Consider the following 14,650-nt stretch of genomic DNA (forward strand, 5'->3'; position numbering starts at 1 on the left):
CGCTACCAACCCGACCCGCTCGGACCGAGTCTGCAGAGTGACGTCGTCGAAGCGCATGCACCGCAGGCGTGCGTCTCGACGGCACCGCGAGCGACTGCTCGCAGGTCGCGAAAGAGTCGGCGGCGAGACGCCAGGGGAGACGAACACCCAGCGCCGTAGGCGCGGCAATATGACACAGGCTAGGGTACTTGCGACACGTGTGGCATGGGCGGACGAGCGTTCCCCGACGTCGTACTGCCAATTGCGAACGAGCATCACGGAGGGCCTTCGATGGGGTTGTTCACGAAGCGCAAGCGGCGGCCGAGCCGCAGGGCCGAGGCGAAGGCCCTCAAGCACAAAGCCGCCATGGAGGCGAAACTCGGCGCCAAGAACGACCGCAAAGCCCGGCGCGCGGAGGCCCGCACCCAGAGCAAGGTCGCCAAGGCGCAGATCGCCGCACTGCAAGCCGAGGAGAAGGCCGCACTGAAGGTGGCCGCCAAGGCCGAGCGGGATCCGTTCACTGCGAGCCAGGTCCGCAAGTACCTCGGTGTCGCCCGGGTGCTGGTGCCCGTACTCGCACCGCTGGCCTACCGCGCCGCGACCTACATCCGCGGCCGGATCGATACCCGTCGGGCGCATCAGCTCGGCATCGGCGTCGAACAGCTCGGTGATTTCAGCGGCCACGGCGGCCGGCTGCAGGCGCGGATCTCCAATACCGAAGCGGCCCTTGACAAGATCGGCACGCAGTCCGGCGGCAAGGCGAACAAGGGCGAGACCCAGAATTTCGTTACCGCCACCCAGGATCGACTCGGAAATCTGACCGCCGCGATTCGGACCGCGGAGCAGATGCCCACACCGCGTCGTCGCGCCGTACACGCGTCGATCTCGAGCGAGCTGTCCGGTATCGAGGCGGACGTCTTGGCGCGCCTCGGCGTCAGCTGATCCATCCGATGTCTCCCGGCCAGCCCTCCGGCAGCCCGCGTGGCTGTCTGGTCGGCGGCATGGTCGGTGCGCTCGCCATCGCCGCACACGGTGCGGCGGGTGGCGGATTTCCGGATTCGGCCGAATCCGCACTGCTGCTGCTTGTTTCAGCGCTAACAGGTTGGGCTGCGGGACGGCTGCACCGGGGCGCCATCGCGCATTGGGCCGTGCTCGGTCCGCTCGCGCTCGGACAGCTCGCCGGACATGCGGTGCTATCCGGGCTGATCGACCACCCCCATAGCCACACCGCCGTACCGCAATTCGACCCATACCTGCCCACGGGCTGGATGTTGTTGGCGCACTTGGTCGCAACGTTCGGCTGCGTCGCACTGATCCTTTTGGCCGAGCGGCTCTATGCGTTGGCGTCCAGCGTCATTCGCGCGGTTTCCACAGCGGGATCACCGCTCGCGGTCACCCGCCCGGTCCGCTGGTCCGATTCGATTCTCCGGCACTACCGCTTTCATCCGAACGGCGCGATCGGTCCGCGCGCGCCACCGGTGTCGGCCTGAACCGCCACACCCAAACCCCTTCGGACAGAAAGCTCTTCACCCATGCGTACGCAGATCACGCGCGCCTGCACGGCGGTCGCCGCCGCCGGTTTCGTTCTCCTCGCGGGGGGCACCGCCTCCGCACACGTCACCGCCGACGCACCCGGTGCGACGCAGGGCAATTACTCGGTGATCACCTTCAAGGTCCCGACCGAATCGGAGACCGCGAACACCACGGCACTCACCGTCGCCCTGCCCAACCTCAAGAGCGCCCGCACCGAACCCATCCCGGGTTGGAGCTCCAAGGTCGACCGCAATGACAAGGCCGAGGCCACCTCGGTCACCTGGACCGCCGATCCCGGCACGCCCGGTGTTCGTCCCGGCCAGTTCCAGCGCTTCGTCCTCTCGGTCGGCCCGCTGCCGACCCAGGACGAGGTCACCTTCCCGGCCACCCAGACCTATAGCGACGGCAAGGTCGTCAAGTGGGATCAGCCGATGGGCTCGGACGGTTCCGAACCCGAGCATCCGGCACCGACGCTCACCCTCGCGGCTGCCACCGGCGACGGCCATGACGACCACCACGTCGGCAGTTCGGCCGCAGCCGAGAAGGCGAAGGACACCGACAACACCGCGCGCTGGCTCGGCGGCATCGGACTCGCGCTCGGCCTGCTCGGCGTGGCGCTCGGTCTCGGCAATGTGATCCGCGGACGCCGGGCATGAGCGAGCGCAGCGAGCGAACAATGAACACAGCCGGGCTGCCGCTCGTGCCGGAGCCGAGCGCCAGCGAGGCGGAGGCATGAGCGGCATCGCCATGCGTCGCATGGTCGCCGGGCTGGTCGCGAGCCTGCTCTTGCTGAGCATGGGCGCGCTCGCGGCCGCGACGGCATCGGCCCATTCGACGCCGGTCAGCAGCGTGCCCGCGGACAGCGCGAGCATCGAAACCGGTCCCGAGCGGGTGAGCATCACCTTCAACGAGCCCCTGCAGGAAAGCTTTCCGGCACTCACCGTGGTGGGTCCGGACGGGAATCTGTGGTCCAAGGGCGATCCGAAGGTGGACGGCCCGACCGTGAGCGTCGCGGTCGGCGAACTCGGCCCGACCGGCGTCTACAAGATCGGATACCGGGTCACCTCCGCCGACGGTCATCCGGTCAAGGGCGAGCGGACCTTCACCCTCACCAAAGCGGGCAACGGGACCCCGGGCCCGAAGGCCGACAGCCAGCACAACTCCGGCGGCAGCGACGATTCCGGCGGAATTCCGCTGTGGGTCTTCATCATCGGCGCGGTCGTCCTGTTCGGCGGTGGTCTGGCATTCGCCCTGTTCGGCGGCAGGAGCCGCAAATCGCAGCGGTGAGAAGAGCACACGGGTGAACAAGGCGCAGCGGACGACCGGCGGCGGAAATGCGCAAGCGCTGCTGCTGGTCGGCCCGGCCGGGCTGCTCGGGGTGGCGCTCGCGCTGATCCTGGCTGTCCCGGCCCCCGCGCAGACCGAGAGCGTCATCCGGGTGCTGGCGGACTGCACCGGGGCCACCGTGCTCGGACTGGCCGCATTGCCCCGACTGCACGATCGGCTCCGGCCGCCGTGGCGGGTGCTCGCGGTACTGGCCGGGATCTGGTGTGTCACCGAATTCACAGTGCTCGTCTTCGAGGCGGCCGCCGTCGTCGGCGTGCCCATCGGCAAGCTCAGCGCTGGGCAGTTCGGCAATTTCCTGGTCGAGATCAGCGGCGGTCAGGTCGGTATCGCGGTACTGATCGGCAGCGGTGCGGTCGCCTGCTATTCGGCGATGGCGTTCCGGCGACCGGAGACCGCGTCGGCCGATCTGGTGCTGGTCTTCGCCGCAGTGGCGCTCGCGCTGCGGCCGATCACCGGACATATGTCGCAGCAGCCGTTCGGCTCGGTGCTCGCGGCGGTGCACGCGCTGGCGGCGGCGTCCTGGTTCGGGCTGCTGATCGCGCTGGCGCTGGTGGTGCGCACCCGCGGTGAGTGGGCGGTGACGCTGCCCCGGTATTCGGCGGTGGCGCTGCCGCTGGTCGGCATCGTCACGGTCACCGGCCTGGTCAACGGGTTGGTGCGGGTCGGCGGGATCGCTCCCTTCGTGACGACCGGCTACGGCCGCATTCTGCTGGCGAAAACCCTTGTGCTGGTTGGATTGCTGGCGCTGGGCTGGTGGTGGCGACGGAACTGGGTACCGCAGGCGACGGGACATCGAATGCCTGCCGAATCCTCACTGCGTCGGGCAATCATCGAGGTGGCGGTGATGGCCGTGGCCTTCGGACTGGCGGCGACCCTGGCGGTCACCGCTTGACGCTTGCAAATGCAAGCACCCGCTGCCGGGCCGATAGCAACCCGTTACAGTTGTGCCATGACCGAGGTGAAGATCATCGAAGACTGTGCGGCTTCGGCCGAAACAGCCTTCGCGTATGTCAACGACTACCGGAATCTGTCGCGTTTCATCACCGAGGTCCAGGACTTCACGCCGATCACCGAGCAGATCGAGGGTGTCGGCGCGACTTTCGACGGCACCATCAAACTCGGTCCCGCCGCTCTGCATTCGCGCCTGCAGGTCGTGCGGTGGGAGGAGAACTACGCGATCGCGGTGAAGTCGATCAAGGGTTTCGAAATCGAATCCACCTTCCTGTTCCACGCCAAGGGCACCGATAGCTGCACGGTCGACGCGATCGTCGACTATCGCGTGCCGGGCGGAATCGCGGGCAAGGTGCTCGGCAAGACCATCGAGCCGTTCGTGAAGCTCGCCGTCAAACACTCCACGCACAACCTGACCACCCAGATCGCCGAATTCCACGCCAGCAGGCAAAGCTAGCCGGAACTTGTCCAGGCCGGCCCGGCCGGAGGATGCTGTGCACTATGGCTGACCGCACGACACCGACTTTTCCACAGCGCATCGCCTACATCTGCGGGCGCACGCTGCCGGAGTCGATGTCGGCCTGGGTGCTGGAGGATCTGACCGGCCCCGGCGCTGCACGGCGCTATCTGACACGCTTCCTCATTCCGATGATTCCGGTGCTGAGCCTGTTCCTGCTGGTACCCGGACCGAAGTGGATGGGCCTGGCGATGATGGCCCTGCTGTATCTGCCGCTGATCTATTTCACCGCGGCACTGATGTACGTGTATCGCCGGGCCCGTCTGGTCAAGCACGGCCTCGATCCGGCACTGGCCGACTCCGCGTCCAGGAAGCGTGCGGAAACCGAGCGGCTGGCCTATGAACGCCGCCACGGTCGCGCTTGAATTCGGCTGCCGAATATTCGCCGAACCTGGCCGTGATGCATCTCACGGGCATAGCCTGAACATATGAAGCGTCCCACGTTAGGCCAACGGATCGCTTACGATCTCGGTCGCGAGCTCCCCGAGGAGCTGCACGAGTGGGTCATCCACGACCTTGTCGGGCACGGGGCCATGGAACGCTACCTCGTCCGCTTCCTCGTACCGTTCATCCCGTTCTTCGCGCTGTGGTTGCTGTTCCCCGGCCCGATGGGGTTGAAGATCGGCATGATCGTCATGATGATCGTGCCGCTGATCGTGTTCACGGTGTCGCTCAGTTACGTCTGGCGTCGGTTCCGGCTGAGCCAGCACGGCATCGATCAGGAGTGGATCAACCACAACAAGATGCGCGAAACCGAGCGGATGAAATACGAGATGCATTACGGGCACCGCTAGCAACGGGTTTGCACAGCGCTCGCCGGTGGATGCTAACCATACGCACCCACCCGACCACGACGGAGCGAGTCTTACGAGCGACCGTTCGCGGCCCGTCTCGCGTCCGAGCCGTCGAAGCGCATGCGCCGCAGGCGCGAGTCTCGACGGCTCGGACGCGAGACACCAGGGGGCCGCGAACACGCCGCGCCGCAGGCGCGGCAGAATGTCACAGTGAACACTATTGCCACCGCGGACCTCGCCGACGAGATCGGCCCCGAAATCCGTAGCTGCGATACGCAGTTCATCCAGTTCGGCGGGCGTGCGGAATTCTCCGGGCGCATCACCACGATCCGCTGCTTCCAGGACAACCTGCTGGTCAAGCAAACACTGGGCGAGCCGGGCAACGGCGGCGTGCTCGTCGTCGACGGCGGCGCCAGCGTGCACACCGCATTGGTCGGCGACATCATCGCCGGACGCGGGGTGGCCAACGGCTGGTCCGGCGTGATCGTCAACGGTGCGGTGCGCGACTCGGCCATCCTGCGCACGCTCGATATCGGCATCAAGGCACTTGGCACCAACCCGCGCAAGAGCACACAGACCGGCTCGGGCGACCGCGATATCCCGGTCGAATTCGGCGGCGTCACTTTCGTGCCCGGCCATATGCTCTACAGCGACCACGACGGCATCGTGGTCCGTGCTTGAGACCGAGCGACTAGACCGCCGCCACCCTGACCCTGTGACCGGCGATGGCCACAATGTCGCCGACATGCAATTGCCGTCCGCGACGCAGTTCCACCTCCTCGTTCACCCGTACCAGACCCGCGGCGATCACGGTCTTGGCCTCCGATCCGGAATCGATCAGATTGGCAAGCTTGAGGAACTGGCCGAGTCGAATGACGTCGTCATCGATCGGCACATCGACTGCATCGGACATGGGATACATCCTTACTCCGTCGCCGTCGAACCGGAAATCCAACCCCCGCCCGCGGCGCGAACGACGGGCCCGGAGACGGTAGCGCAGCGAAACCACGGAGGGACCCGTGAACACCGCAGTCGAATACAGACGGCCGAAACGCATCGTTGACGCTCCGATAACCGACATGCCCGGGCGGCCTTCGAGCACCACTACCGCGGCAACGTACACACTGGTGCTGTGACAACCACGCACGCCGGGCAACACATCGACACCGAAGCCCCCTCGGAAAGATCCGCACCACCGGTTCCGCATCGTGGACACGGACGGTTGCGCGAGGTCCCGCATGTCGCGGGTCTGCTCCTTGGCGTGTTCGCCGTGCTCTGCTTCCTGTGGAGCCTTTCGCCCGGACTGCGATATCTGACGCACGTACCGCGTCGCTACATCGACCTGTACTACTTCGACGCACCGGATACCAGCCTCGTGTGGGCGCTGGTGGTCGGTCTGCTCGCGGGGGCGACGGCCAGTCGCAAGCGAATCGCCTGGTGGTTGCTGCTCGGCTATATCGCGCTCTACGCACTGGCGAATGTGCTCGAATTCGCCGACGAGGGCAATATGCACGCGCTGGTGGCCGCAGTGGTGCAGCTCGCCGCGATCGGAGTGCTGCTCGCGTCCTGGCGGGAGTTCTACACAAAGGTGCGCCGGGGGGCTGGCTGGAAGGCGTTGGGCGTCCTGGCCGGCGGTCTCGCCATCGGCTGTCTGCTCGGTTGGGGTCTGGTGGAACTGTTCCCCGGTTCACTGCCTCGCGGCGTGCAGCGGCCGCTGTGGTCGGTCTATCGGGTGACGGCCGCGGTGCTGGTGGACAACGAACATTTCGACGGCCATCCGCGCCCGTTCGTCAACTTCCTGCTCGGTCTCTTCGGCGCCATCGCGCTGCTGGCCGCGGTGGTCATCCTGCTGCGTTCGCAACGTGCGGGCAATGCGATGACCGGCACCGACGAATCCGCGATCCGCGGGCTGCTGGAGCGCGCCGACACCGAGGATTCGCTCGGCTACTTCGCGACCCGGCGCGATAAAGCCGTGGTGTTCGCGCCGAGTGGCAAGGCGGCGCTGACCTATCGCGTCGAATTGGGCGTATGCCTCGCCAGTGGTGATCCGATCGGTATTCGCGAGGCCTGGCCGCAGGCGATCGATGCGTGGCTGCAGTTGGCCGACCAATTCGGTTGGGCCCCAGCGGTCATGGGCGCGAGCGAACTCGGTGCGACGGCATACCGGCGGGCCGGACTTTCGGCGCTGCGCCTCGGTGACGAGGCCATTCTCGACACCAGGACTTTCTCGCTCGCGGGCCCGGAGATGAAGCAGGTCCGCCAGGCCGCGAATCGGTTGCGCAAACACGGGATCACCGTGCGGATCCGCCGCCATCGCGATATTCCGGCCGAGGAATTCCGGCAGGTGATCACCCGTGCCGACGCCTGGCGCGATACCGAAACCGAGCGCGGCTTCTCCATGGCGCTCGGCCGCCTCGGCGATCGGCTGGACGGCGACTGCCTGCTGGTCGAGGCGGTCAAGCCCACCCGCCAGCCCACCACCACCCTCAACGGACAGCCTTCGGCTGGCTCATCCGAACCCGAGGAGCGGGTGCTCGGCATGCTGTCGCTGGTGCCGTGGGGACGCACCGGTGCTTCACTCGAACTGATGCGTCGAGATCCACACGGCCCCAACGGTGTCATGGAGCTGATGATCTCCCAGCTCGCGCTGACCTCCGAACAGCATGGCATCACCAAGGTTTCGCTGAACTTCGCGGTATTCCGCTCCGTCTTCGAAGAGGGCGGACGTATCGGCGCCGGACCCGTGCTGCGGCTGTGGCGCGGTGTGCTGCTTTTCTTTTCGCGCTGGTGGCAGTTGGAGGCGCTGTACCGGTCGAATGTGAAGTATCAGCCATACTGGGTGCCCCGGTTCTTCCTGTTCGAGGAGCGCAGGCAACTACCTCGGGTGGCCATCGCCAGTGCGCTCGCCGAGGGCTTCCTACCGCGCTTCGGCAAGGAACCCGAGACCATCACCCACACCGGTCTGCACAGTGCGGTACCCACGGGCGTCACCGGACTGCACACCGACGGCAGTCCGCCGGATCTGCCGGACAACGTCGGTGTGGAACAGCTTCCCCGCCGCCCGGAGCAGGTGCGGGTGCGCATGGACAAACTCGACCGGCTCGCGTCCGCCGGCGTCGACGCCTATCCGGTCGCCTATCCCCCGACGCATACCGTTGCGGCAGCGCGTCGTTCACCGCGCGGAACCACGGTGCGGGTCTGCGGCCGACTGCTGCGCATCCGCGATTACGGCGGTGTGATCTTCGCGGTGGTCCGGGACTGGACCGACGATATCCAGCTGGTCATCGACCGCGATCGGGTCGGCGTCGAACGCAGCGCCGAATTCGGCGAATTCTTCGACCTCGGCGACCTCATCGAGGTCAGCGGCCGGATCGGGCACAGTCGGCGCGGCGAACTCTCGCTGCTGGCCGCGGACTGGCGGATGATCGGCAAATGCCTGCATCCGCTGCCGGACAAGTGGAAGGGTCTGGCCGATCCCGAGGCCAGGGTGCGTCAGCGCTACGTCGATATGGCGATCAATCCCGAGGTCCGCGAGATGCTGAGCAAGCGGACCGCGGTGGTGCGCTCGCTGCGGGATTCGTTGAACGCCTGGGGATATCTCGAGGTGGAGACCCCGATCCTGCAGAAGGTGCACGGCGGGGCCAATGCGACACCGTTCCTCACCCATATCAATGCCTACGATCTGGATCTGTATCTGCGGATCGCGCCCGAGCTGTATCTCAAGCGGCTGTGCGTCGGCGGTATGGAGAAGGTCTTCGAAATCGGGCGCAACTTCCGCAACGAGGGTGTGGACTTCAGCCACAATCCGGAGTTCACCAGCCTGGAAGCCTATGAGGCACATGCCGATTACGAGCGGATGATGCAGCTGGCCCGCCAGCTCATCCAGAACGCCGCACAGGCCGCCAATGGTTCGATGGTGGCACTGCGACCCAAACCGGACGGCTCCTTCGAAGAGGTGGACATCTCCGGGGAGTGGACGGTGAAGACCGTGCACGGCGCGGTATCGGAGGTACTCGGCACCAAGATCACCCCGCAGACCACGCTCGACGAGCTGCGCGAACTCTGCGATAAGGCGGAGGTGCCCTATCAGCACGGCTGGGATACCGGGCAGGTCGTGCAGGAAATGTACGAGCATCTGGTCGAATCCCATACGGAGAAGCCGACTTTCTACATCGACTTTCCCACCTCGGTCTCCCCGCTGACCCGCGCGCACCGCAGCATCCCCGGCGTGACCGAGCGCTGGGATCTGGTCGCCTGGGGCGTCGAATTGGGTACGGCCTACAGCGAACTCACCGATCCGATCGAACAGCGACGCAGGCTCACCGAACAGTCGATGCTCGCGGCCAACGGCGATCCGGAAGCGATGGAGCTGGACGAGGACTTCCTGCAGGCGCTCGAGCATGCGATGCCGCCGACCGGCGGTTTGGGCATGGGAGTTGACCGCATCGTCATGTTGATCACCGGACGTAGCATCCGCGAGACGCTGCCCTTCCCATTGGTGAAGCCGCGGTGAGGATCTCACTATGAAATATTGCAACCGGAGAAAGTTTCCCATACGGTAATCGCCCGGTAGCCTTGATGATTCGGCCCCGGGAGGAGGCCGTTACCTTCGACACTGGGGATGCATATGTATCTTGACCTGCTGACCAACACCGCTCTGCTGGACCCGCAGGTGTGGGCAAGCGCGGACACCTGGACCAGCTCGGACACGTTGGCGTCGACGATGGAGTTCGCGGCCAAGAAAAAGAAGAAGAGCAGCAGTGGGCTGATCATCGGCGGCATCTGCTGCCTGGTCGTCGTCGCCCTGATCGTCGGCGGCATCTACCTGTTGACCCAGCGCAAGAAGCAGCAGTAAATCCACGAAAACGGCCCGGCTCGCATCGCGAACCGGGCCGTTTCGGTATTTCGGACTAGATGGCGGTGCGTTCGGAGGCCACCTCGGCCTCGAGCAGCAGTTCATCATCGAGTTCGTCGTGCGGCTGCGCCGGCACCAACTTCAGCACCACCACCGCCGCGACCAGCGCGGCGACCACCAGTGCGGCGCCGATCCAGAACGCCAGGTGGAATCCGTTGGTGAGCGCCACGTTTGCGGCGACACCGTCCTTCAACAGATGTTCGGTCTTGCTCGCCGACAGTGTGGCCAGCACCGCCAGGCCGAGTGCACCACCGACCTGCATGGTGGTGTTGGCCAGACCAGAGGCCAGCCCGGCCTCCTGCGGCTCGACCCCCGACATCGCCAGATTCATCAGCGACGGGAAGGCCAGACCCGCACCGGTGCCGAACAGCGCCATCGGGCCGAAGATGTCGATCCAGTAGTTGCCGTCCACCGGCGCCTGGGTCAACCAGAGCAGTGCGACGAGGATCAGCAGCAGACCGGGAATCAGCACCTTACGGGCGCCGAAGCGCATCACCAGATGTTCGGAGTAGCGCACCGACAGCAGACCCATGATCGCCGCGACCGGGAAGAAGGCCGTGCCGAGCTGGATCGGCGAATAGCCGAGCACCTGCTTCAGGTAGAGCGAACCCATGAAGAACATGCCGAACATGCCCGCCACGGTCAGCACCTGGATCACATTGGCGCCGGACAGATTCCGTGAGCGGAAGATCTTCAGCGGCATCAGCGGGGTGGCCGCCGTCGCCTCCCGCGCGATGAATCCGGCGAGCAGCACCAGCGCGGCCGCGCCGAGCCCGAGCGTGACCGGATCGGTCCAGCCGTATTCCGCCGCCGGCTTGACGATCGTGTAGACACCGAGCATCAGCGCCGCCGTGATCAGCACGGCGCCGGGCACATCCGCGCCGTCCTTCAGTCCGGCGCCCTTGTCCTTGTCCAGGATCTTCAGCGCGCCGAGGCCGACCGCGATGCCGATCGGCAGGTTGACCAGGAAGATCAGCCGCCAGTCCAGGGCGGTCAGAAAACCGCCGAGCAGCAGGCCGATCGCACCACCGGCCGACGCGACGAAGGCGTAGCGACCGATCGCCTTGGCCTGCTCGCGCGGATCCGGGAACATCGCGAAGATCATGCCGAGGATGACCGCCGAGGTCATGGCGCCGCCGATGCCCTGCAGGAAGCGGGCCGCGATAAGGGTCACCTCGTTGACGGCCGCACCACACAGCGCCGAGGCCAGGGTGAAGACCGCCAGTCCGGACAGGAACATGGTGCGGCGACCGATGAGGTCACCGAGTCGGCCGGCCAGCATGAGCAGGCCGCCGAAGGAGATCAGATATCCGTTCACCACCCAGGCCAGACCTGATGCGGTGAAGCCCAGGTCGGTCTGGATGTCCGCGAGCGCGACATTCACGATCGTCGCATCGAGCACGATCATCAGCATGCCGCCGCACAACACATAGAGGGCGAGCCAGCGCTTGCTGTCCGAACCGGCCGGGGCGTCCCCCACCTGTCTATGTCGTTCTTTTGCTTCCGTCACCACAGACGCCTTCCACCCGAAGATCGTTACTGTGGCACGCTAGCAACACTTAGTCCTAAAAGACAACTAATTAATTCAGTTGAAGAATCGACTGATATGCTGTAGCTCATGACTGTTGCCCCGGAGCAGCGCGCCAAGCGCAGCTACCACGACGCCTGCGGTGCCGCCCGCGCGCTCGACCTCGTCGGCGAGCGCTGGAGCCTGCTCGTGGTACGCGAACTACTCCTGGGCCCCAAGCGCTTCACCGATCTGCGCGCCGGACTGCCCGGCATCAGTCCCAATGTGCTCTCGCAGCGGCTCGAGGAACTCGTCCAGATCGGCGTCGTACACAAGCGCAAGCTGCCGCCGCCGGTCGGCGCCGCCGTCTACGACCTCACCGATTGGGGTCGCGAACTCGATTCGGTGATCATGGCGCTCAACCGCTGGGGCGCCCGCTCCCCCAACAGCTACCGCTGCTCCGAGGTATCCACCGACTCCCTGGTGGTCACCCTGCGCAACTTCTTCAAGCCCGAATCCGCCGCGGGCGTGCACACGGACTACGACCTGCACTTCACCGGATCCGATTCCGGCACAGACGAATTCCACGCTATGGTCGCCGACGGCACCTTTACCATCACCCGCGGCGCCACCGGCCGCGCGGCCACCACCATCCACACGACCGTCCCCGCCTTCGTCGCCATAGTCTTCGACGGCCACCCTTTGGCCGACACCATCGCCACCGGCGAGGCGAAGATATCCGGCGACCTCCCCGCCGCCGAACACTTCATCGACTTCTTCGAAGTTCCGGCGGAGTGCAAGGGAACTCCGACGACCTGACCACGAGGTCGAGTGGTCAAAGTCGATCGATGTCGGTGAGATCGATATCGATGTCGAACGGCACGCTCAGCTTCAGTGCCGACCAGGCAGCAGCGAGGCGCTGATTCACCCTGATATCGGTGCGGAGTCCGGATACGGCAGAGTGGGCGGGGTGCAGTTGATATTCGTTCGTCATGCTCAGCCATTGCGGGTGCAAGCCTCCGGTGGGCCGGCCGATCCCGGGTTGGCGCCCGTCGGCCTAGAGCAGGCAGAACGAGTGCCTGCGGCGTTGGGGCAGCATCGGATCAGTCGGATCGTGAGCAGTCCGCAGCTGCGGGCGCGCGAGACGGCCGAGCCAACCGCGGCGAAGCTCGGGCTTCCGGTGGATGTGATCGACGATCTGGCCGAATACGATCGCGACCTGCCCTCCTATATTCCGATCGAGGATGCCAAGGTCGAATTCGCGGCCGTCTACGAGCGGATCAAGTCCGGACATCTGCCCGAACAGATCGACGCGCCCGCGTTTATCACCCGGGTCCGCGACGCCATTACTTCGATCGCCGCGTACACCGATCCCGCGGATACGGTGGTCGTCTTCGCGCACGGCGGGGTGATCAATGTGCTCCTGCAGGAGGTGCTCGGCCTGGCCCGGCCGCTCACCTTCCCGATCGACTATTGCTCGATCACCCGGATCCTGTTCTCCCGCAGCGGCCGCCGCACCGCGGCGACCATCAACGAGAACGGCCACGTCTGGGATTTGTTGCCGCGCAATATTTCACAGCAACCCTGACGGTTGTTCACAGACTTGGCCTTCACAGCCGACTGGCAGATAGATCGCACCCCAATCCCAGTGACGGAGCCTTGTATTGGACCGGTGAGCCGCCGCAGCGACTACTGAAAGGTCGCTCGAACCAACCAGCGACTCATCGTCCGAGGAAAGGAATCCGTTTTGCTCACCAAGACATCGACCTTCAGGCGTGGTTTCGCTCACGTTGCGATCGCAGGCGCGTTGGCCGCAATTCCGCTCAGCGCGCTCGCGGTCACCGCATCCGCGGCCACGGCCGATTCGTCCGTGCCGACGGTTCAGACAGTATCGGACCAGATTCCGTTGCAAGGCACCGAAATCGATCGCCACCATCATGGTGATTGGGACGGTCGCGGCGACCATGACGGTCGCGGACCCGATGATTGGCACAATGGCCCCGGCGGCGATTGGCACAATGGCCCCGGACAGCCGCCGCTGCTGCCGGGTGTACCGGCCCTGCCGTCGACCGGATCGGCTGGCTAACCAGTCCAGGTCGTTCAGCAAAAGCGCAGGCCACCCCTCCATGCGGAAGGGGTGGCCTGCGCTTTTGTCTGGGACTATCGCCTCGGAATCAGGCCATGCCCGCGATCCAGTTGTGCATCCAGGAGATGGCGGTCTGACCGCCGCCCACCGGGTAGCTGCCGTAGAGCGTATGCGCGTGCGAGTCGTAGAACCGCTCCAGATCCTTCGCCCGCTGCTGGTTGGCGGATTCGGTGAGCTGCGACTGCAGCGTCGGAATGCCGCCGAAGTTCATCAGGTCGCTCATGATTGCGCCCGCCTCGAGCTGGTAGCGCCAGAGGTTGGCCGGATTCGCCTCGGAGGTCTGGGCGAGGAAGCCGGCGAACCGGGTCACGAAATCGTCGGTGGCGGTGGCGCAGTAGAGATCGTCGAGCGCACAGATGGTGCGGGTGCGATCGCTGAGCCAGCCGAAGCCGCCGACCCGAGCGCCGCCGGCGCCCGCGCCCGGCGCGACCGATCCGACCTGGATGTCGGTGGGCGAGCGGCGCGGATCGGAGATCAGGCCGACACCCGCGATCCGGTCCGCCGGAATCGGGCTCAGACCGGTGCCGATTTCGGCGGCGAGGTCGCCGGCCGCATCCGCACCCTGGCTGTAGCCGACGATCGCGATCTTGGTGCCGCCACAGCTTTGCGCCATCGCGGTGGCCAGGCCACGGGCGCGATCGGTCGCTTCCTTCTTGGACGCGCCGTAGACGTCGCCTTCCCACGGGAATGCGGTCGCGGCATATGTCACGTAATCGACGTCCACCGACCGAGGCAGATTATTGGTGACGCCGGCCAGCATGCCGGGCTGCGGCGTCTTGTCCTTGCCCGTCTCCCAAGTACCTGGAATCGCAACAACATAGAGACTCGGGCAGCCCGGATCGGCCGTTACCGAACCGCTACCAAGGACTACGCCGGATGCTACCGCCGCGCACGCACCGAGTGCGGCGGCCACCTTCTTCAACCGCATACCGCTCCAGTTCAAAACATCGCCCCTTGCGAG

Annotated in this window: 18 protein-coding genes; 14 read left to right on the forward strand and 4 right to left on the reverse strand. The window is 65.8% G+C overall.

Annotation, left to right across the window (positions count from 1 at the left end):
• The first annotated feature begins 270 nt into the window (after positions 1 to 270).
• The 9 genes from OIE68_RS32190 (at position 271) to rraA (ending at position 5,802) form a co-directional block, all read left to right on the forward strand.
• Positions 271 to 921, forward strand: coding sequence for a DUF6474 family protein (locus OIE68_RS32190; protein WP_327094743.1), 651 nt, complete (start codon positions 271 to 273; stop codon positions 919 to 921).
• An 8-nt stretch (positions 922 to 929) separates the two neighbouring features.
• On the forward strand, positions 930 to 1,469 hold the full coding sequence (locus OIE68_RS32195) for a hypothetical protein (RefSeq protein WP_327094744.1): 540 nt from the start codon (positions 930 to 932) through the stop codon (positions 1,467 to 1,469).
• A gap of 42 nt (positions 1,470 to 1,511) precedes the next feature.
• Positions 1,512 to 2,168, forward strand: a complete 657-nt coding sequence (locus OIE68_RS32200) for a YcnI family protein (RefSeq protein ID WP_327094745.1) — start codon at positions 1,512 to 1,514, stop codon at positions 2,166 to 2,168.
• Positions 2,169 to 2,259: 91 nt separating this feature from the next.
• Entirely contained in the window at positions 2,260 to 2,799 is a 540-nt protein-coding gene (locus tag OIE68_RS32205) for a copper resistance CopC family protein (RefSeq protein WP_327101892.1), read from the forward strand.
• Positions 2,800 to 2,812: 13 nt separating this feature from the next.
• The gene (locus OIE68_RS32210) at positions 2,813 to 3,751 is read left to right on the forward strand and encodes a copper resistance D family protein (RefSeq protein WP_327094746.1); all 939 of its coding nucleotides are present in this window, start codon (positions 2,813 to 2,815) and stop codon (positions 3,749 to 3,751) included.
• A 57-nt stretch (positions 3,752 to 3,808) separates the two neighbouring features.
• The gene (locus OIE68_RS32215; protein WP_327094747.1) at positions 3,809 to 4,267 is read left to right on the forward strand and encodes an SRPBCC family protein; all 459 of its coding nucleotides are present in this window, start codon (positions 3,809 to 3,811) and stop codon (positions 4,265 to 4,267) included.
• Between the two features lie 44 nt (positions 4,268 to 4,311).
• On the forward strand, positions 4,312 to 4,692 hold the full coding sequence (locus tag OIE68_RS32220) for a DUF5313 family protein (protein WP_327094748.1): 381 nt from the start codon (positions 4,312 to 4,314) through the stop codon (positions 4,690 to 4,692).
• 63 nt (positions 4,693 to 4,755) lie between these two features.
• Positions 4,756 to 5,121: a DUF5313 family protein gene (locus OIE68_RS32225; RefSeq protein ID WP_327094749.1), complete on the forward strand. Its 366-nt coding sequence runs from the start codon at positions 4,756 to 4,758 to the stop codon at positions 5,119 to 5,121.
• A 219-nt stretch (positions 5,122 to 5,340) separates the two neighbouring features.
• On the forward strand, positions 5,341 to 5,802 hold the full coding sequence (gene rraA, locus OIE68_RS32230) for a ribonuclease E activity regulator RraA (RefSeq protein ID WP_327101893.1): 462 nt from the start codon (positions 5,341 to 5,343) through the stop codon (positions 5,800 to 5,802).
• Positions 5,803 to 5,812: 10 nt separating this feature from the next.
• On the opposite strand, the gene OIE68_RS32235 is transcribed toward rraA, so the two are convergent.
• Positions 5,813 to 6,034, reverse strand: a complete 222-nt coding sequence (locus tag OIE68_RS32235; RefSeq protein WP_327094750.1) for an RNA-binding S4 domain-containing protein — start codon at positions 6,032 to 6,034, stop codon at positions 5,813 to 5,815.
• A gap of 219 nt (positions 6,035 to 6,253) precedes the next feature.
• Here OIE68_RS32235 and lysX point away from each other — a divergent pair, with 219 nt between their 5' ends.
• Both lysX and OIE68_RS32245 read left to right on the forward strand, forming a co-directional pair.
• On the forward strand, positions 6,254 to 9,634 hold the full coding sequence (gene lysX, locus OIE68_RS32240) for a bifunctional lysylphosphatidylglycerol synthetase/lysine--tRNA ligase LysX (RefSeq protein WP_419150591.1): 3,381 nt from the start codon (positions 6,254 to 6,256) through the stop codon (positions 9,632 to 9,634).
• A gap of 114 nt (positions 9,635 to 9,748) precedes the next feature.
• On the forward strand, positions 9,749 to 9,976 hold the full coding sequence (locus OIE68_RS32245; protein ID WP_327094751.1) for a hypothetical protein: 228 nt from the start codon (positions 9,749 to 9,751) through the stop codon (positions 9,974 to 9,976).
• 55 nt (positions 9,977 to 10,031) lie between these two features.
• On the opposite strand, the gene OIE68_RS32250 is transcribed toward OIE68_RS32245, so the two are convergent.
• A complete protein-coding gene (locus tag OIE68_RS32250; RefSeq protein WP_327094752.1) occupies positions 10,032 to 11,546 on the reverse strand; it encodes an MFS transporter in 1,515 nt (504 codons plus the stop codon).
• A gap of 108 nt (positions 11,547 to 11,654) precedes the next feature.
• Between OIE68_RS32250 and OIE68_RS32255 the strand changes: the two genes are divergently transcribed.
• On the forward strand, positions 11,655 to 12,362 hold the full coding sequence (locus OIE68_RS32255) for a helix-turn-helix domain-containing protein (protein WP_327094753.1): 708 nt from the start codon (positions 11,655 to 11,657) through the stop codon (positions 12,360 to 12,362).
• A 16-nt stretch (positions 12,363 to 12,378) separates the two neighbouring features.
• Here OIE68_RS32255 and OIE68_RS32260 read toward each other — a convergent pair whose 3' ends face one another.
• Positions 12,379 to 12,537 carry a hypothetical protein gene (locus tag OIE68_RS32260; protein WP_327094754.1) on the reverse strand — a complete coding sequence of 53 codons (159 nt, stop codon included), beginning with the start codon at positions 12,535 to 12,537 and terminating at the stop codon, positions 12,379 to 12,381.
• Between OIE68_RS32260 and OIE68_RS32265 the strand changes: the two genes are divergently transcribed.
• Positions 12,514 to 13,131: a histidine phosphatase family protein gene (locus OIE68_RS32265; protein WP_327094755.1), complete on the forward strand. Its 618-nt coding sequence runs from the start codon at positions 12,514 to 12,516 to the stop codon at positions 13,129 to 13,131. The two genes, OIE68_RS32260 and OIE68_RS32265, sit on opposite strands and share 24 nt — an antisense overlap.
• A 159-nt stretch (positions 13,132 to 13,290) precedes the next feature.
• Positions 13,291 to 13,629: a hypothetical protein gene (locus OIE68_RS32270; RefSeq protein ID WP_327094756.1), complete on the forward strand. Its 339-nt coding sequence runs from the start codon at positions 13,291 to 13,293 to the stop codon at positions 13,627 to 13,629.
• Between the two features lie 88 nt (positions 13,630 to 13,717).
• Here OIE68_RS32270 and OIE68_RS32275 read toward each other — a convergent pair whose 3' ends face one another.
• The gene (locus OIE68_RS32275) at positions 13,718 to 14,617 is read right to left on the reverse strand and encodes a cutinase family protein (RefSeq protein ID WP_327094757.1); all 900 of its coding nucleotides are present in this window, start codon (positions 14,615 to 14,617) and stop codon (positions 13,718 to 13,720) included.
• Positions 14,618 to 14,650: the final 33 nt, after the last annotated feature.

Origin of the sequence: Nocardia vinacea, from assembly GCF_035920345.1 — a bacterium.
Taxonomy (GTDB): Bacteria; Actinomycetota; Actinomycetes; order Mycobacteriales; family Mycobacteriaceae; genus Nocardia; species Nocardia vinacea_A.